Below are 18076 nucleotides of genomic sequence, written 5' to 3'. Positions count from 1 at the left end.
AGACGCGGGGAGGGATCGGTGGAGTCCCGTTCCCCGGAGAACACGCGCGGCATGGTGGCAGTCCTATCAAAGCCGCGCGGGGCGTGCCCACCCAGGGTGCTCCTGGGGTGTGGCCCGGGCGTACGACGGCGCATACTACGATGCCCCGTCAGCTCGGCCGGATCAATCGTCCACCACCACCCCGTGCTCGATCACCAAAGCTGCCAGCCCCTCCGCGTAGCCCTGACCGACCGCCCGCAGGCGCCAGGAGTCGCCGCGCCGATAGACCTCGGCCAGGATCATGACGGTCTCGTCGCCTCCGCTCAACCGGAATTCGGCGAGTCGACGGCAGGTCACGGGGTCGACGATACCGACGGTCACCGGCACCTGGGCGAAGGTGGTGCCACTCGTCGCGTCCAACGCGAGCGCGACGACGACCCGACTGCGGCCGGGGGGCAGCGTGGTGACGTCGATCTCGACCGAATCCGAGCCCGGTTCCACGTCGTTGGTGGTCCCGGTCTGGAGTTTGCCGGCCAACCGCACCGCGCCGCTGGCGTGTACCGGCTGATTGAAGAACACCAGGTCGCCGTCGTCGGCCACCCGCCGATCGTCGTCGAGGACGAGGGCCACGGTGTCGCCGTCCACCTGCGCCGGCGCCCACCACGCGGCCTCGATCCGCACCGTGCCCGCGAACGGGCCCAGATCCTCGATCGTGACCGCCTGCCCCCGCGTCAGCCCGCGCGGCGGCGCGATCGCCGGCCGCGGCGGCACGGTCGGCGCCGGACCCTCGGCCGCCGACTCCGCCGACTCCGCCGACACCTCGCCCGACGCCGGGTGTTCCGGCTTCGGCGGCACCGACCGGACCGGCCCGGACGGCCCCGGCACGGGCGGCGGCACCGGCACCGTCGGCCGCGGCGGCGTGCGCCCCCCCGCGCCCGGCGGCACCTGCGGCGGCGTCTGCGGCCCCGGCACGGGCGGCGGCGTACGCGGCCCCGCGTCCGGCACCGACGGCACCTCGGGCGGCGGCGGCAACACGTCCGGGACGGTCGCCTCCAACACCTCGGCGGCCGACGACCCGGCCGCGACCGGCAGATCGGCCGCGGTCGGCGGCGGCGGAATGCTCGGCAGCGTCGCCCCGGCACCCGGCACCGGCGCCGGCGTGGTGGCGGACCCCGCCCCGGACATCGGCGTGCCCGACGCGGACTGTGCCTCGGTGACGTCGAACGCCTCCGTCGGCGCGTCCGGCCCGAACGCCTCCGTCGCCTCGAACGCCTCGGTCGGCTCCGCCACCGCGGGCAGCACGTCCGAACCGTCCACCGGGGTGTCGTAGGGCCGGTACGGCCCCGGCGTGAACGTCCCGGCACCGGCCGCCGCCGACGCGCTCGGCCGGGGCAGCAGGAAGCCGCTGGTGGTGCGTGGCATCCCCGGCACGGCCAGCGCCAACGACGCGGCGGCCACCTGGGACGCCGCGTCGGCCGCGCTGCTGCGCCCGCGCTCCAGGTCGGCGAGCAGGGCCAGGAACACCGGCTCGATCAGCACCCGGATCCCGCGCTGCCGGGCCCAGTAGGTGCGGTCCGCGGACTCGTCCGGATCGGCGACCACGAGCACGTCCACCCGGTCGTGGATGCCCGACGCCACGGACAGGTCCGCCCGGGCCATGCGACGCTCCAACTCGCCCCGGGTGACCGCCAGATAGCCGTGGAACAGCACGTGCAGACCCGACTCCAGCGGTCGCCCCCGGGCCAGGATGCGCGGCCCGCCACGACCCTCCTCGACGGTCGAGCGGGCCATCCCGACGATCTCGTCGAGCGCGGTGCGCGGAATGCCCAACTGCGCCGCCACCCGGGTCAGATCGGCCCGTTCCTCCCGGTCGATCGGCCCGGCGGCGACCATCGAGGCGGCCAGCGCGGTCACGTACAACCGGTCCAGGTCCTTGCGCTGCTCCTCGGAGATGCCCAGGGAGACCGCGAGTTCGGCGAGGTCGATCGCCTCCTGCGGGGTGATCACCCGGTCCTCCAGGGCCGCGTCGAGCACCGCCAGGTAGCTGTCGGGTCCCTCCCCCACGCCGGTCGGCGGCCCGTACGCGCGAGCCTTCTCCAGGTACGACACCGCGTCCCGCCGGCGCACCTGCTCGGCCTCCTCGCGGGCGCGCCGGGCCGTGTGCGCGTCGTCGCGGGTGAACACGCGCGGCGGATCGGCGCTGCGCCGCGGCCAGTTGAGCGAGGCGGCCACGGTCCGGGCCTGCTGCCAGTGCCGGGCCTCGCCCGCGCCGCGACTCAGGTAGTGCTCCAACAGGCGCGCCGTACCCATCGCCTTGGCCGCCGCGCCGTGTCCGCCGTCCACCGGCACCCCGGCCGCCTCGCAGCAGGCGAGCAGGGTGAACCTGGGCGCCTCCGGCAGGTGGTGCGGCGCCTCGCGCATCGTGCATACGGTGGTCAGCGGCGGCACGGTCGGCCGGCCCCGGCGCTGGAACTCGCGCTCGACGAAGCCGATGTCGAAGCGCGCGTTGTGCGCGACCACGACCCGCTGCCGGAACAGGTTGGCCAGCCACGGCGCGACCTCGGCGAAGGTCGGGGCGTTGACCACGTCGTCGTCGAACAGCCCGTGGGCCTGGAAGTCGCCGGCGGGACCCTGGGGATCGAGCAGGGTCGTGAAGAACTCGGTCACGCGTCCGTCGAGATCGCATTGCGCGACCGCGATCTCGATGATGCGATGTCGATGTGGGGACAAACCCGTCGTCTCCACGGCCACCACCGAGTAGCCGGGGCATGCGAGGCGATCACCGATGCGCACAGTCACCCCCCAATGATGATGTGCCCGGTGCGGCCTCCTTCGGTCGCACCCCGGCAAGCCCGACCTGCGGCGCGCGTCCACCGTACGCGCTCGCGACCGGTGCGGGGTACGGCGCGACCGATCGGTCGTAACCGTACCGCTGGTGACGAGTCATCAGATATGACACACGATCAGGACGTGCTCGCCGAGGGCTGCGGCTTGCCGACCCGGATGCCCTTCAGGACGGTGTCGAGCGTCGCCTTGTCCGGGGCTCCGGCGGTGATCGCCAACTTGAGCAGCACACACGGGTATCTGCCGCGCTCGTTCTTCTCGTCGATCACCACCGCCTGCGCCCAGGCGGAGTCCGCGTTCGTACCCAGGTCCTCGGGCTTGCCCGAGACCCGGCCGCGCAGGACGTAGCCCGGGTGGCCGTCCACCGTGATCGCCTTGTCCAGTTCCAGGCTCTCCAACTTGACCTTGCCCTTGTCGCCGCCGCTCACGTCCTTCTTCAGAGCGGCGACCAGCTCGGCCATGGAGTCGGCCTTGCGGGCGGTCAGCGTCACTCCCGCCACGTAGCACTTGCGCTCCGCCTGGAACCGCGTCTCGACGTCGGATCCGCCGCTGCGCGACGCCGACCTGCTCGGGCAGGGACCCTCCACCGCCTGGTCCGCCGGGGAATCGGGGTCGGGGACGATCCAGTCCTTGAACCTGGGCACGGTCAACCCGGTGGTGGGGTCGGTGATCGTGCCGTCCGTGGCCACCGTCGTGCCGCCGTCGTCGTCCCCGCCCAGGAGCACGATCAGCGCGGCGATCAGTCCGCCCACCACGACCAGCGCCAGCACGCCCAGTCCGATCGCCTTGCCGCGACCGGGTCGGGCGGCGCCGGGGGGCGGCCCGATCGGCTGATAGCCGCCGGGGTATCCCCCCTGGGGGTAGCCGGCGTGCGGCGGACCGGGCGGGGCACTGCTCGGCGGCGGCGGAATCTCGCCCTGCGCGCGAGCCCGGGTCGAGGCGGTCCACTGCGCTCCGTCCCACCATCGCTCGGAGCCGGGAGCCGACGGGTCTTCGTACCAGCCGGGAGGAATCGAGGCAGTCACCCGCGTGACGGTACAACCGGCCCCGGCGCGACACGAGCACCACCCGACAAACGTGACCGTTCGGAAACGCGGACACCGCGAGCGGGCGCGATCAGCCCAGGTCGAGGCCGAGTTGACCGTCGACGGCCGGCTCCGGGCGGGGTCGCCTCAGATGCCGCCACGCGGGCAGGTCGTCCCAGTACGCCCACGACATCCGGTGGTGGGGGGTGGGGCCGAATTCGGCCAACGCGGCGCGGTGCACCGGCGCCGGATAGCCGGCGTTGCCCGCGAAGCCGTACTCGGGGTACTTCTCGCCGAGCCCCGCCATCATCGCGTCGCGATGCACCTTCGCGAGCACCGAGGCCGCCGCGACGCTGACGCACGACTGATCGCCCTTGATCACGCAGCGCACGGCCCACGGCGCGCCGAGGAAGTCGTGCTTGCCGTCCAGCACGATCGTGTCGGGGCGGATCGGCAGCGCCGACAACGCGCGCACCGCGGCCAGCCGCAGCGCGGCGGTCATGCCGAGCGTGTCGATCTCCTCCGGCTCGGCCGCACCGAACGCGTAGGCCCGCACCCACGGATCGACCGCGGCGGCCACCTCCTCGCGACGCCGCGCGGTGAGCAACTTCGAGTCGGTGAGCCCGGCGGGCGGTACGGACAGGTCGGTGATCGCCGCAGCGACCAACACCGGCCCGGCCCATGCCCCACGCCCGACCTCATCCACGCCCGCCACCACACGTGCGCCGCGAGCGATCAGCTCCCGCTCGACGTCGTAGGTCGGCGCCGCGATCCGCCCGCCGCCCTTACGCGGCCCGACGACCTTCTTGCCGGCGGCCTTCTTGGCGGTGATCGTCTTGCCCGCGACCTTCTTGCCGGCCACCTTTTTGGCGACGACCTTCTTGGCAGCAACCTTCTTGCCGGCGACCGTCCCGGCAGCGGCTTTTGTGCCCGTCGTTGCCCTCGGGGCGCTGCGCGCCCGGGTGCGCGGCGTGGTGTCGGTGCTCGGCTCCGGGGCCGTTGCCGCGGTGTCCGCCGGGGTGTTCGTCGGTTCGGCGCTGGGCTGCTTCACGCCTCCACCGTAGGTCACCCGTCAGCGGCGGCCGACCACCGTCTCGCGCTCGCCGTCGGCGATCGAAAGCGGCGGCTTGGGCTCGAAGTAGGTCGACACGCCCGCCGCCCGCAACCGGTCGCGCAGCGCCCGCGCCCCGGCCGCGTCCGCCAACGCGGCCTCGGCCGCCCCGGTCAGGTCCAGGTCGACGCCGTCGTGATCGGTGACGGTGCCCGTGCCGGCCCAATTCGGCCGCATCCGGCCCCGCCCCGACTCGACCCACGCGCACTCCAGCAGGGCCGCCAGCGCCTCGGCGGTGCCCTCGCCGTGCCGGGCGATCAGTTCGTCGCCCCGCCCCTCCACGAGCAGGCCGAGCACCCCGCCGAGGGTGACCGGATACTCCACGCCCGCCCGCCGCGCGGACATCCCGAGCGCCGCCGCCCGACGGGCCGACCCGAAGCCGAGCAGGTGCCCCAGGAACGCCTCGTCGGACAACTTCACCAGACCCTCCAGCGGCGCGAACCCGCGCCGCCCGAGGTGCCCGTCGTCGTCGGTGGCCAACAGGTACGGGTGCACATGCGCCAACAACCTCGGTTCGGCCGACGCGCCACCCACCAGGTCCGTACCGGCGGGTGCGCCCCGCCCGTCCGTCGGTCGCGCGCGCAGCCGTTCGATCCGGTCCACCAGGGCCGGCTCCGGCTCGCTCCCGGCCTCGTCCCGCTCCGCCCGAAAAGCCCGGAAGCCGGCGATCGGGTCGCGCGGTACGCACCCCGCCGCCATCCCCGGCACCAGGAGTTCGTCCCGGAACCGCCGCCAGTCCGCCCGCACGAGAGCCAGCTCGGTCAGCGCGTCCACGACCGCCTCGGTGCCGTACGCGCGCGCGGCGGCGCGATCGGCGGCCCGTTCCTCGAAGCCCACCACGGGCGCGCACACCCGCCGGTACAGCGCCGCGTAGCCGGCCGCGATCCGGGCCGACGCGCCCCGTCCGGCGAACGCGTCGGCCAGCCCGACCACCGCGTCCACGCCGTGGCAGGCGATGCGGTCCGCCAGCGGGGGTCGGCGGCGGCGGGAGTGGCCCAGCGCGTGCGCGATCACCACCCGCAGCCGGCGGCCGGTCATCACGTAGGGCAGCGTGCCGCCGAGAACCAGGTGTCGGTGCAGCAGCGTCCCGGGCCGACGCACCACCCGCAGTTCGCACCCCGCGCCGCCGGTCAGCACGATCCCGTCCGGGACCGGCACCCTCAGGTCGGCGGCCACGTCCTCGACCAGCTCCCACAACACCGGCTGCGCCAACGCGTCGACGGCGAGTCCGGACGGCAGCCGGCGCGGGCCGGCGAGTTCGAGCAGCAGTGCGACCACCGCGACCACGCCCAGGCCCCACAACACCGCCGCGCCCGAGGTGAAGAACCGCCCGTGGTCGACGATCGCGCCCGTGGCGAAGGCCACGACCAGGAGCGGCAGCGCGAGAACGACGTAGAGCACGCCGAGGAGCAGTACCCCGGCGAGTGCGCGTAGGCCCGTCCGTGCGCCCATCGGTCCCCCTCGAGGAATATTCACCCGTTCGAGGACGACCCTAGAGCCTGGCCCACGACCCGCGCCGGATCCGCGGGCATCCGTGCGCATCGACCGGCGGCCGGGCGCACGCCGAAGGCCCACAGAGGGCTCGCCGTGCGCCCGCCGCCCGGCCGACAACCCCCTCAGGGCAGCAGCGGCTCCAGCAGCCGATGCGGCTGCCGCATCGCCCGGGTGACCGGATCGTCCCGGCGCAGCAGGTTCGCCCCCGGCCCCGGCGCCACCTCGGTCTCGTGCGGCGCGACCGTCGCCCCGCACGCCGCGCAGAGCCCGTGCGGGTCGACCACCCCGCCGCAGCTCTCGTGCCGGAAGATCCGGCAGGGCACCCCGTTCTGCACGTGCTGCTCGCCCCAGCGGGCCATCGCCCGGATGATCGGCCACAGGTCGATGCCACGCTCGGTGAGCACGTACTCGTCGCGCGGCGGAGACTCCTGATAGCGGCGCCGATCCAGCACGCCCGCGTCGACCAGCGTCTGCAACCGACCGGAGAGCACCGCGCGCGGGATGTCGAGGTGCCCGAGGAAGTCGCTGTAGCGCCGCACGCCGTAGAAGGCGTCCCGGACGATCAACAGCGTCCAGCGCTCGCCGACGAGTTCCAGCGTGCGGGCGAGCGCGCAGTCCTGCTGTCCGTAGTCCTTGCCCAAAGCCATGCGAGCACTTTAACCCCGGGTCGGTTCATTCATCGAACCAATGGATGCTACGTTGCTCGGGCACCGTCGGTTCATTCATCGAACCTACGCGCCAGGAGTCGCAATCCGGGGAGCACAACCATGTCCGTCGCCACATCCACCGCCACGCGCACGACACCCGCAGCGCCTGCCATGCCCGAGTCCACCCTCGACAGAACCGGCGCCGACCGCACCGTGCCGGTGGTGGCGCTGGGCACGCTGCTGCTCCTGGCCACCTACACGATGCCGATGGCGATCGTTCCGGACACCGTCCGCGACCTGCACGCCGGTCCGAGCGGCCCGGCCTGGATCCTCAGCGCCATCGGCCTGGGCCTGTCCGCCGCCCTGCTGATCACCGGCAGCCTCGCCGACGACCTCGGCCGACGCCGGGTGTTCACCGCGGGCGCGCTCGGCCTGGCGCTGTCCTCCGCGCTCACCGCACTGGCCCCGTCACTGCCGCTGTACGTGGTCGGCCGCGCCCTCCAGGGCGTCGCCGGCGCAGCGATCATGTCCGCCGGGCTCGGCCTGCTCGCGCACAACCACCGGGGCCCCGCACGCGGGCGGGCGATGGCCGCCTACGGCTCCTCGATCGGCGTGGGCATGGTGCTCGGACCGCCGACCGGCGCCGCCTTGATGCAACTGCACCGGTCCGCGCCCTACTGGTTCACCGCCCTGGCCGCACTCGGCCTGGCCGCCGTCGCCCGCAGCATGCCCGAGTCGCGCGCCGAGCACCCGCGCCGGCCGGACGTGTGGGGCACGCTCACCCTGGGCCCGGGCCTGATCGCGCTCACCGCCGCGTTGATCGAGGGCCGCCAGGGGTGGTCGCGCCCGGTGGTCGACGCACTGCTCGTGGCCGCCGTACTCCTGCTGGCCGGCTATGCCGCGACCGCGCTGCGCGGCCGGGCACCGATGCTGGACCTGCGCATGTTCGCCCGGCCCGCGTTCCTGGCCGCCACGTTCGGCGCGCTGATCGCCGGCATCGCGGTGATCGCCATCGCCGCCTACCTGGCCACCGTGTTCCAGGGCACCCTCGGCCTGAGCGCCCTGGACTCCGCGCTCCTGCTCGGTCTGTGGTCGGCCATGGCCGCGATCACCTCCTTCGTCGTCGGCCGGGTACACGTGCTGCCCGACGCCGCCCACCGCTTCGCCGCGGGCCTGCTCGTCTCCGCCGTCGGCTTCCTGGGCCTGTACGGGATCGGCCCCGCCGACTCCTGGCTCCGGGCCGTACCCGGCCTGCTGGTCGGCGGCTTCGGGGTCGGCCTCGTCAACACCGCGCTGGCCCGCCTCGGGGTGGAGAGCGTGCCCGCCGACCGCGCGAGCATGGGCTCCGGCGCCAACAGCACCGCCCGCTACACCGGCGCCTCGATCGGCGCCGCGCTCGTGGTCGCCCTCGTCGACGCGGGCGGCATGGACCTGGCCATCCTGATGGCGGCCGGCGCGTCCCTGCTCGGCGCCCTCGTCGTACTCGGCCTCCGGCGCGCCGAGCAGCGGGCGTAGACCGAGCAGCGGACCTGGATCGGGCGGCCCCGCACCGGCCGCGCGGCGGCAGGCGGCACCTCGGCGCAACCTGCGGGAATACCCTCGGCATCAAAGCGAATAAACCCACAAAACTGCTCATATCGGACACCCGCCGGCGACGCGGAGCCGCGCGTCTGGAAAACTCGGGTCATGTGACGAGCGATGTGCAGACACCGACGACGGATCGACCCGCAGCGCCGGCGGGTCGCCGTCGTTTCCGGGCACTCGCCAACGCGATCATCGAGCGTCCGTACCTGATAACCGCGGGTCTGATCGGCCTGATCATCGTCACCGGGGTGAACGGCCCCGACTGGCCGGCGCAATACTTCCGCACCTGGCTGATCCGCGACCACGGCACCTACCTGTGGAACAACCAGTGGTACGGCGGCCACCTGCTCCCGGGCTACAGCATCCTCGCGCCGGTGATCGCCTCCAAGATCGGCACCGCCACCCTCACCGCGCTGTCCTGCGTCACCTCGGCGTGGGCCTGGGACAAGCTCCGGGTCGGCGCCAACGACTTCGCCCGCCAGGTGGGCAGCTGCTGGTTCGCGGTGATGTGCAGCGTCGACTACCTGATCGGCCGCACCCCGTTCGCGCTCGGCGTCGCGGCGGGCATGCTCGCGATACTGGCCGCCCGCCGCCGGCACCCGCTGTGGGCCGGCTTCGCCGCGCTGCTGTGCGGCCTGTCCAGCCCGCTGTCCGGCGCGTTCCTGATGCTGGTCGCGCTCGCGTGGGTACCCCGGGAGCGGGTCTGGCCGACCCGGCTGTGCTTCGCCCCGGCCGCGCTCGGCCTGGTCGCCGCGCTCGCGTTCCCGAACGAGGGCATGTTCCCGTTCCCGTGGTGGCGGTTCCTGCCGATCCTGGCCTTCGCCGCGGTCGGCCTGGCGATACTGCCCAAGGAGCTGAAGAGCGCCCGGCGCTTCCTGTGGTTGTACGCCGCCACCGCGGTGATCTTCTTCTTCGTGCCGACCTCGCTCGGCGGCAACCTGGCCCGGCTGGGCGAGCTGACGTCCGGGCCGCTGATGGCGGTGGTCCTGCTCTCGGCCGGCCGGCGCCGGCTGGTGGTGCTGCTGACCCTGCCGCTGCTGGTCTGGCAGTTCCAGTCCGCCGCGCTGGCCATCACGCACGACATCAAGGACTCGCCGGGCGAGAAGCCGCAGTACTACGCGGGCATGCTCGACTACCTCCAAAAGAACAACACCCACCCACTGGGCCGGGTGGAGATCCCGTTCACGCGTGGGCACTGGGAGTCGGTCTTCGTCGCCGAGAAGATGCCGCTGGCACGCGGCTGGGAGCGCCAGCTGGACCGCAACTACAACGCGGTGCTCTACCAGAAGGACCTGACCGTCGAGGAGTACCGCGACTGGATCGACGACACGGGCGTGCGCTTCGTGGCCCTGCCCGACATCCCGATCGATCCGTCGGCGGTCCCCGAGGCCGACCTGATCCGCAAGGGCATCCCGTGGCTCAAGCCGGTCTACACGGAAAAGGACGGGCGCTGGCAGATCTGGGAGGTCGAGAACCCGAGCCCGATCGTCGAGGGGCCGGGCGAGCTGACCGAGCTGACGCCCAGCCGGTTCTCCTTCAACGCACACTCCGCGGGCACGTTCGTGGTGAAGATCCACCCGACCTTCTGGGTGACCGCCGACCGGCCCGAGATCGTAATCAGGGCGACCAAAGACGAGTGGAGCGAGATCACCGTCGACCGCCCCGGACCGGTCACGGTGTCCGCGCGCGACGCCAAACTCTTCAAGGGCAACAAACCCTGATCCGCGCCGGGTGAGCGGGGGCGGGTCCGCGACCCGCCCCCGGCCCGCTCACGGCGCCGGCGGCGCGTCCGGGTCCAGACCGCCGGCCCACTTGGGCGCCCGGGGCTGCCACGCCTTGACCTCGGCCAACAGGCTCGCGGCACTCCGCGCGACCAGCAGCGTCGAGCGCAGATCCGGCTTGAGGAAGCCGTTGGCGGTCATCGTGTCCAGCGCGTCGAGCAGCGGACCCCAGAAGCCGTCCACCTCCAGGACCGCGACCGGCTTGGTGTGGATGGCCAGGTGCTGCCAGGTCCAGACCTCGAACAACTCCTCCAGCGTGCCCGCACCGCCGGGCAGCGCGACGAAGGCGTCCGCCTGGGCCGCCATCGCCGCCTTGCGCTCGTGCATGGTCTCGGTGACCTGAAGATCGGTCAGGCCGCGGTGGGCGATCTCGCGATCCACCAGCGAGCGCGGCATCACGCCGATCACCTCGCCGCCCGCCGCCAGGCAGGCGTCGGCGACCGCGCCCATCAGACCCACGTGTCCGCCGCCGTAGACGATCCCGACACCCGCCTCCGCGAGCCCGCGGCCGAGTTCGGTCGCCGCCTCCCGGAACCGGGGCGAGACGCCCGACGCCGACCCCGCGAACACCGCTACCCGCATGACGGGCTCCCCTCGTCGAAGACCACCGTGGTGGTGTGCGCAGAAAAATACGCCGATCAAATTCTGCCCAATCCGGTCACGCCCGCGGACGGCGGTCCCGTCCGGGGCGGCGTGGTCGAGCCTCATCGAGTCGGTGCCGAATCGGTGGCGCATCGAGTCGATGAATCGCCTCTCACCCGCCATGGCGGCGGCACAGTCCCGGCATAGAAGGGCAAATTCGGCCATCGTCGGTGGCTGTCACCGAACCCGACGTTGACGGGAAGACCCCTCGCCACGGCAGAATGCCCGCGTGCCCGCCACCGAGCGCCCTGCCTCGGACATCCCGTTCGAGCGGCTGTTTCCCGATCTGGACGACCATGGCCGTGAACGCCTGGTCGCCGCCGCGAGAGCGCTCGATCTGCGCCGCTCCCTCGACGACCCCGCGCGCTGGTTCTGGAACGAGCCCGACCCGCTGAGCCCGGAACCCGAGCCCGAGCCGTCGCCGCACATCCTGGGCACCGCGCTGCTCCTGTACGAGGCCGACGGGGACTGGCTGGAACTGGGTCTGGACGTCTGGCAGCTGGACGGGCCGTTCGTCAGCGTCACCGCCACCGTCGAGGTGGCGTGCTGGTGCGACACCGACCACAACATGCACGCGGTCCAGCGCGCCGAATGGCCGGCGTCCACCGCGCAGGCGTTCCTGGAGGCGTTCCACACCGCCGCGCTGTCCGTGATCCGCCGCATCGAGGGTCCCCGCGACCCGCGCGACCTGCGCGCCCGCGCGGGGCTGCCCAACCCGCCCGAACCACCCCCTGAGGATGACCCCGCCGCCCCCCCGAATGGCCCCGTGGTCTGAACCACCGATTCATCCGAACGAAGGATTTTTTCGCGACACACCGGTGATTCCTCGATGGACATTGCGCCATGGCCCGTCATACATCGGACAATCCGGCGTCCTACCTCAATGCCCACCTGCACCCCATCGGCCCCGGCGTGAAAAACTGGGGCCGTCATGACACATGCTCTGGACGGCCGCATACCCCTGGGGGAGCCCACATCGGGCGCGGGCGGCACCGCCCGCCGTACGTGGCGCCGACACGCGCGCACGGTGCTGATCGGGATCACCGAGCACCCGTACGTGATCACTCTGGCCCTGGTCGGCCTGCTGACCGTGCTCGGCATCAACGGCGCCGACTGGCCGGCCCAGATCTTCCGTGCCTGGCTGGTGCGCGACCACGGCGCGGTGTTGTGGAACAACCAGTGGTACGGCGGGCACCTGCTGCCCGGCTACAGCGTGATCACCCCGGTCCTGGCCGGCGGCATCGGCACGCGCCTGCTCACCGCGATCTCCTGCGTCGCCGCCGCGTGGGCGTTCTCCCGGTTGCGCCTGGGGCGCGGTGACCTGGCCCGCCGGGTCGGCAGCTGCTGGTTCGCGGTCATCGTCAGCATCGAATACCTGATCGGCCGCACCCCGTTCGTGCTCGGCGTGGCCACCGGCCTGATGGCGATCCTGGCGGCCCGGACCGGGCATCGGGCGTGGGCGGCGGTGGCGGCCTGCTTCTGCGGCCTGGCCAGCCCGCTGGCCGCGGCGTTCCTGTTGATGATCGCGCTGGCGTGGGTGCCCTCCGAGCGGGTGTGGGCGACCCGGTTCAGCCTGTCCCCGGCCGTGCTCGGCCTGGTGATGTCGCTGGTCTTCCCCGGCGGCGGCGACTTCGCCTTCCCGCTGTGGCGGTTCGCCGCGATCCTGGGCTTCGCGGGCGTGGGCCTGGCCCTGGTGCCGCGCACCGAGGTCAGCGCGCGCCGCTTCCTGTGGTTGTACGCGCTCTCCTCCACCGTGCTGTACCTGATCCCCAGCGCCGTGGGCGGCAACGTGGCCCGGCTCGGCGAGTTGTGCGCCGGCCCGCTGATGGCCGTGGTGCTGCTCTCGCTGGGTCGCCGTCGCCTGGTGGTCCTGCTCGCCGTACCGCTGCTCGCCTGGCAGTTCTCCTCCGCCGGCAAGGCCGTCGCCTTCAACAACCAGGACAGCACCGGCAAGAACTCCGCCTACTACACCGGGATGCTCGACTTCCTGGAGCGGGCCAATCTGCCGGTGGGCCGGATCGAGATCCCGTTCACCCGCGGCCACTGGGAGACCGTCTACGTCGCGGAGCACATGCCGCTCGCCCGCGGCTGGGAGCGCCAGCTCGACCGCGCGCACAACTCGGTGCTGTACGGCCCCGGCCTGGACGAGGCGCAGTACCACGCGTGGGTGCGCGAGACCGGGGTGCGCTTCATCGCCCTGCCCGACGTCCCGCTGGACCCGTCGGCCAAGCGCGAGGCGGAGATCCTGCGCGCCGGCGCCGACTGGCTGGTGCCGGTGTGGTCCGACCCGCACTGGGTGATCTGGGAGGTGGCCGACCCGGTTCCGCTCCTGGACGGCCCCGGGCAGCTGGTCGACATCACCCCGAGCGGCTTCACCCTGCTCGCCCAGCAGGCCGGCACCTTCACCATACGAATCCACCGGACCAGCTGGTTCGTCGCGAACAAGCCCAATACGAGCATCGGCGAAACCAAGGACGGCTGGACCGAGGTGACCGTCACCGAACCCGGCGAGGTCACCATCACGGCCAAGGCGTCGGCCGTCCTGCCCTGACCGGGGCGGGTAGGGTAATTCGGGTTCATGCCCTGGTGGAAAGGTAAAGCAGACCGATGGCCGAGCACCACGACCACTCCAGCCACGATCACCACGATCACGAAAAGGGCCGGATCTTTGTGATGGGCCGCCCGGTGGACTCGTACCCCGCCATGGCGCCCGAGGCCGCGCGCGGCAAGGTCCTGCGCGTCACCGTGGTCGGCGAGGAAGTCCTGCACCGGCCCTGCGCCGAGATCACCGAGTTCGGCACCGACGAGCTGAACACGCTGATCGACGACATGTTCCTGACCATGTACGTCGCCGACGGCGTGGGCCTGGCCGCGAACCAGGTCGACGTCGGCATCCGGCTGTTCGTCTACGACTGCGTGGACGAGGACGGCCACCGGCACGTCGGCCACATCCTCAACCCGGTCCTGGACGAACTGCCCGCGACCGAGCGGCACCTGGAGGAGGCGGGCGAGGGCTGCCTGTCCGTCCCGGGCCCGCACGAGGACCTGGCCCGCCCCGACCGCGCCATCGCGCGGGGGGTGGACAAGGACGGCAACCCGCTGGTGATCGAGGGCGAGGGCTACTTCGCCCGCTGCCTCCAGCACGAGACCGACCACCTCAACGGCTACCTGTACATCGACCGGCTCTCCAAGCGCGAGCGCAAGAACGTGCTCAAGGAGATGGAGTCGATGCGCGACGAGGTGTTCGCCAAGCGCGAGGCGAAGGCCAAGCAACTCGCGGGCTGACGCCCGAAGGCGCGCAACACCGAAAGGGGCGGGGAACCGGTACCGGTTCCCCGCCCCTTTCAGGCGTTCACCTCATCCCGAGGCACGCACCGCTCTCGCGGTCAGCTGCACCCGCTGGTCGAGCCGCAGCCCTCGCAGACGTAGCAGCTGCCCGCCGGGCGCATCTTGATCCCGCAGGAGAAGCACAGCGGGGCGTCCGCGCTGCGGCCTTGGCGGGCCTCCAGCAGCTCGGTGGAGGAGTGCACCGCGGCCGGCACCGGCTTCAGGTCCGGGGCCTTGGGCGCGGCATCGGTCGGCGCGGACTGCGCGAGGGTGCGCATGTCCTCCGCGGCGGCCGGCTCGTCCGGCTCGTAGGAGCCGGTCTCCAGGTGCCGGGTGCGCTCCGCGGCCGAGTGGATGCCGAGCGCCGAGCGGGTCTCGAACGGCAGGTGATCGAGCGCCAAGCGGCGGAAGATGTAGTCGACGATCGACTGGGCCATCCGCACGTCCGGGTCGTCGGTCAGACCGGCCGGCTCGAACCGCATGTTGGTGAACTTGGAGACGTAGGTCTCCAGCGGCACGCCGTACTGCAGGCCCACCGAGACCGCGATCGAGAAGGCGTCCATCATGCCCGCGAGGGTCGAGCCCTGCTTGGACATCTTCAGGAAGACCTCGCCGAGGCCGTCGTCCGGGTAGGAGTTGGCGGTCATGTAGCCCTCGGCGCCGCCCACCGAGAAGGAGGTGGTGATGCCGGGCCGACCCTTGGGCAGGCGCTTGCGGACCGGGCGGTACTCGACGACCTTCTCCACCACGGTGGTCGCGGTCGACTTGCCGTCGTCGGCCTTGCCCTTGTTCTCGCCCTTGCCGGCCGAGAGCGGCTGGCCGACCTTGCAGTTGTCGCGGTAGATCGCCAGCGCCTTGATGCCCAGCTTCCAGCCCTGGAAGTAGATCTCCTCGATCTCCTCGACGGTGGCGTCCTCGGACATGTTGACCGTCTTGGAGATCGCGCCGGAGATCCACGGCTGGATCGCCGCCATCATCCGCACGTGGCCCATCGGCGAGATGGTGCGCTCGCCCATCGCGCAGTCGAAGACCTCGTAGTGCTCGGTCTTCAGGCCGGGAGCGTCCACCACGTGGCCGTGCTCGGCGATGTGCTCGACGATCGCCTCGACCTGCTCCGGCTGGTAGCCGAGCCGGGTCAGCGCCCGGGCGACCGTGCCGTTGACGATCTGCATCGAGCCGCCGCCGACCAGCTTCTTGAACTTCACCAGCGCGAGGTCGGGCTCGACACCGGTGGTGTCGCAGTCCATCATCAGGCCGATCGTGCCGGTGGGGGCCAGCACCGAGGCCTGCGCGTTGCGGAAGCCGTGCTTGTCGCCGAGCCTCACGACGTCCTTCCACGCCTTGGTGGCCAGGTCCCACACGGGGGTGTCCAGGTCGTCCATACGCTTGCCGGCGTCGTTGGCGTCGGCGTGCTGGCGCATCACCCGCTTGTGCGGCTCGGCGTTGCGGGCGTAGCCCTCGTACGCGCCGACGATGGCGGCCAGCTCGGCGGAGCGCTTGTACGCGGTGCCGGTCATCAGCGAGGTGATAGCGCCGGCCAGCGCCCGGCCGCCGTCGCTGTCGTACGCGTGGCCGGTGGCCATCAGCAGCGCGCCGAGGTTGGCGTAGCCGATGCCCAGCTGGCGGAACGCGCGGGTGGTCTCGCCGATCTTCTCGGTCGGGAAGTCGGCGAAGCAGATCGAGATGTCCATCGCGGTGATGACCAGCTCGACGACCTTGGCGAAGTTGACCGCGTCGAAGGTGTCGTCCTCGCGCAGGAACTTCATCAGGTTCAGCGAGGCGAGGTTGCAGGACGAGTTGTCCAGGTGCATGTACTCCGAGCACGGGTTGGACGCGGTGATCCGACCCGACTCGGGGCACGTGTGCCACTTGTTGATCTCGTCGTCGTACTGGATGCCGGGGTCGGCGCAGGCCCACGCGGCCTCGGCCATGCGCCGGAACAGCGACTTGGCGTCGACCGTCTCCAGCACGTCGCCGGTGAGCCGGGCGCGCAGCCCGAACTCCCCGCCCTGCTCGACCGCGTTCATGAACTCGTCCGAGACCCGGACCGAGTTGTTCGCGTTCTGGTACTGCACCGACGCGATGTCGGCGCCACCGAGGTCCATGTCGAAGCCCGCGTCGCGCAGCGCGCGGATCTTCTCCTCCTCCTTGACCTTGGTGTCGATGAAGTCCTCGATGTCGGGGTGGTCGACGTCGAGCACGACCATCTTGGCCGCGCGGCGGGTGGCGCCGCCCGACTTGATCGTTCCGGCGGAGGCGTCGGCGCCGCGCATGAAGGAGACCGGACCCGAGGCGTTGCCGCCCGAGGTGAGCAGTTCCTTGCTGGAGCGGATCCGGGACAGGTTCAGGCCGGCGCCCGAGCCGCCCTTGAAGATCAGGCCCTCTTCCTTGTACCAGTCCAGGATCGAGTCCATCGAGTCGTCGACGGACAGGATGAAGCACGCGCTGACCTGCTGCTTCTGCGCGGTGCCGACGTTGAACCAGACCGGCGAGTTGAAGCTGAAGATCTGGTGCAGGAGGGCGTACGCCAACTCGTGCTCGAAGATCTCCGCGTCGGCGGGGCCGGCGAAGTAGCCGTTCTCCTCGCCCGACTTGCGGTAGGTCTTCACGACCCGGTCGATCAGCTGCTTCAGGCTCCACTCGCGCTGCGGCGTGCCCACCGCACCGCGGAAGTACTTGCTCGTGACGATGTTGACCGCGTTCACCGACCAGGAGTCGGGGAACTCGACGCCGCGCTGTTCGAAGTTGATCGAGCCGTCGCGCCAGTTGGTCATGACGACGTCACGACGCTCCCAGACCACCTCGTCGTACGGGTGGACGCCGGGGGTCGTGTAGACGCGCTCGATCCGCAGGCCCTTGCCGGGTCGTGACCGACCGGCACCGCGTGCTGAGCCGCTCGTCGTCTCTGTCATGCCGTCTCCTCTTTTGAACAACGCCGTGGGCAGGCCGGGGCATCCCGATGGGAGGACCCGGATGACCGGTCGGGTGGTCCGTCGTTCCTGTGCTACCGACGTGTACTACCGAATGAAAATGTGAATGACCCGCGCGTGGATGACCCGCGCTCAGTCCGCGGCGGGAGCGTCCGCCGCGTTCGCGGACACCTCGGGCCCGCTCGACTCCGCGCGACCGGCGCGCAGCAGCGCGACCTCGGCCTCGAAGTCCTCCAGGGACTCGAAGGCCCGGTACACGGACGCGAACCGCAGGTAGGCGACCTCGTCGAGCTCACGGAGCGGGCCCAGTATGGTCAGGCCCACGTCGTGGGTGGTCAACTCGGCGCACCCGGTGGCCCGCACCGCCTCCTCGACCCGCTGGCCGAGCAGGGCCAGCGCGTCACCGGTGACCGGGCGGCCCTGGCACGCCTTGCGCACACCGGCGATGACCTTGTCCCGGCTGAACGGCTCGGTGACGCCGCTGCGCTTGATCACCGTGAGCGAGGCGGTCTCGATCGTGGTGAAGCGCCGTCCGCAGTCGGGGCACGAGCGACGGCGCCGGATGGCGGCCCCGTCGTCGGTGGTCCGGCTGTCCACGACGCGGCTGTCCGCTCGCCGACAGAAGGGGCAGTGCATGCCGTTCCCTCTCCCCCTCGTTCAGACACAGGTCCTGCGTGGTGCTCGTGCGCGTCGCGCGCGGAGCGGCGAAACG

General features: G+C 71.9%; 13 protein-coding genes. 5 read left to right on the top strand and 8 right to left on the bottom strand.

Annotation, left to right across the window (positions count from 1 at the left end):
• Positions 1–162: 162 nt before the first annotated feature.
• The 5 genes from ACH4XV_RS10975 to ACH4XV_RS10955 form a co-directional block, all read right to left on the bottom strand.
• Positions 163–2778 carry a TerD family protein gene (locus ACH4XV_RS10975; RefSeq protein WP_395788457.1) on the bottom strand — a complete coding sequence of 872 codons (2616 nt, stop codon included), beginning with the start codon at positions 2776–2778 and terminating at the stop codon, positions 163–165.
• A 164-nt stretch (positions 2779–2942) separates the two neighbouring features.
• Positions 2943–3848 (bottom strand): DUF2510 domain-containing protein, encoded by a 906-nt coding sequence (locus ACH4XV_RS10970; protein WP_395788455.1) that lies wholly within the window; start codon positions 3846–3848, stop codon positions 2943–2945.
• 91 nt (positions 3849–3939) lie between these two features.
• Entirely contained in the window at positions 3940–4620 is a 681-nt protein-coding gene (locus ACH4XV_RS10965; RefSeq protein WP_395788692.1) for a ribonuclease HII, read from the bottom strand.
• Positions 4621–4920: 300 nt separating this feature from the next.
• A complete protein-coding gene (locus ACH4XV_RS10960; RefSeq protein ID WP_395788453.1) occupies positions 4921–6411 on the bottom strand; it encodes a hypothetical protein in 1491 nt (496 codons plus the stop codon).
• A 164-nt stretch (positions 6412–6575) separates the two neighbouring features.
• Complete coding sequence (locus tag ACH4XV_RS10955) at positions 6576–7100, bottom strand: winged helix-turn-helix transcriptional regulator (RefSeq protein WP_395788451.1); 525 nt, start codon at positions 7098–7100, stop codon at positions 6576–6578.
• Between the two features lie 120 nt (positions 7101–7220).
• Between ACH4XV_RS10955 and ACH4XV_RS10950 the strand changes: the two genes are divergently transcribed.
• Both ACH4XV_RS10950 and ACH4XV_RS10945 read left to right on the top strand, forming a co-directional pair.
• Positions 7221–8615: an MFS transporter gene (locus ACH4XV_RS10950; RefSeq protein WP_395788449.1), complete on the top strand. Its 1395-nt coding sequence runs from the start codon at positions 7221–7223 to the stop codon at positions 8613–8615.
• Between the two features lie 173 nt (positions 8616–8788).
• Positions 8789–10405: a hypothetical protein gene (locus ACH4XV_RS10945; RefSeq protein WP_395788447.1), complete on the top strand. Its 1617-nt coding sequence runs from the start codon at positions 8789–8791 to the stop codon at positions 10403–10405.
• Positions 10406–10453: 48 nt separating this feature from the next.
• Here the strand turns inward: ACH4XV_RS10945 and ACH4XV_RS10940 are convergent, their stop codons facing one another.
• Positions 10454–11047: a TIGR00730 family Rossman fold protein gene (locus ACH4XV_RS10940; protein ID WP_395788445.1), complete on the bottom strand. Its 594-nt coding sequence runs from the start codon at positions 11045–11047 to the stop codon at positions 10454–10456.
• 289 nt (positions 11048–11336) lie between these two features.
• Between ACH4XV_RS10940 and ACH4XV_RS10935 the strand changes: the two genes are divergently transcribed.
• The 3 genes from ACH4XV_RS10935 to def all read left to right on the top strand — a co-directional run bounded on the left by ACH4XV_RS10935 (position 11337) and on the right by def (position 14392).
• Positions 11337–11882, top strand: coding sequence for a hypothetical protein (locus ACH4XV_RS10935; RefSeq protein WP_126641575.1), 546 nt, complete (start codon positions 11337–11339; stop codon positions 11880–11882).
• 156 nt (positions 11883–12038) lie between these two features.
• Positions 12039–13658 carry a hypothetical protein gene (locus ACH4XV_RS10930; protein ID WP_395788443.1) on the top strand — a complete coding sequence of 540 codons (1620 nt, stop codon included), beginning with the start codon at positions 12039–12041 and terminating at the stop codon, positions 13656–13658.
• Positions 13659–13714: 56 nt separating this feature from the next.
• On the top strand, positions 13715–14392 hold the full coding sequence (gene def / locus ACH4XV_RS10925) for a peptide deformylase (RefSeq protein WP_379995984.1): 678 nt from the start codon (positions 13715–13717) through the stop codon (positions 14390–14392).
• A 101-nt stretch (positions 14393–14493) separates the two neighbouring features.
• Here def and ACH4XV_RS10920 read toward each other — a convergent pair whose 3' ends face one another.
• Positions 14494–17346 carry a vitamin B12-dependent ribonucleotide reductase gene (locus ACH4XV_RS10920; protein WP_395788441.1) on the bottom strand — a complete coding sequence of 951 codons (2853 nt, stop codon included), beginning with the start codon at positions 17344–17346 and terminating at the stop codon, positions 14494–14496.
• A gap of 150 nt (positions 17347–17496) precedes the next feature.
• A complete protein-coding gene (nrdR, locus tag ACH4XV_RS10915; RefSeq protein WP_395788439.1) occupies positions 17497–18000 on the bottom strand; it encodes a transcriptional regulator NrdR in 504 nt (167 codons plus the stop codon).
• Between the last annotated feature and the right edge of the window lie 76 nt (positions 18001–18076).

It is taken from the genome of Embleya sp. NPDC020630, from assembly GCF_044334985.1.
GTDB lineage: Bacteria > Actinomycetota > Actinomycetes > Streptomycetales > Streptomycetaceae > Embleya.
This window is presented reverse-complemented; position numbering and strand designations above follow the sequence as displayed.

Excerpts from the sequence above, each read along its gene's own strand:
- ACH4XV_RS10960 (WP_395788453.1), bottom strand. The coding sequence starts at position 6,411 with ATGGGCGCACGGACGGGCCTACGCGCACTCGCCGGGGTACTGCTCCTC.
- ACH4XV_RS10955 (WP_395788451.1), bottom strand. The coding sequence starts at position 7,100 with ATGGCTTTGGGCAAGGACTACGGACAGCAGGACTGCGCGCTCGCCCGC.
- ACH4XV_RS10950 (WP_395788449.1), top strand. The coding sequence starts at position 7,221 with ATGTCCGTCGCCACATCCACCGCCACGCGCACGACACCCGCAGCGCCT.
- ACH4XV_RS10940 (WP_395788445.1), bottom strand. The coding sequence starts at position 11,047 with ATGCGGGTAGCGGTGTTCGCGGGGTCGGCGTCGGGCGTCTCGCCCCGG.
- ACH4XV_RS10930 (WP_395788443.1), top strand. The coding sequence starts at position 12,039 with ATGACACATGCTCTGGACGGCCGCATACCCCTGGGGGAGCCCACATCG.
- def (WP_379995984.1), top strand. The coding sequence starts at position 13,715 with ATGGCCGAGCACCACGACCACTCCAGCCACGATCACCACGATCACGAA.
- ACH4XV_RS10920 (WP_395788441.1), bottom strand. The coding sequence starts at position 17,346 with ATGACAGAGACGACGAGCGGCTCAGCACGCGGTGCCGGTCGGTCACGA.
- nrdR (WP_395788439.1), bottom strand. The coding sequence starts at position 18,000 with ATGCACTGCCCCTTCTGTCGGCGAGCGGACAGCCGCGTCGTGGACAGC.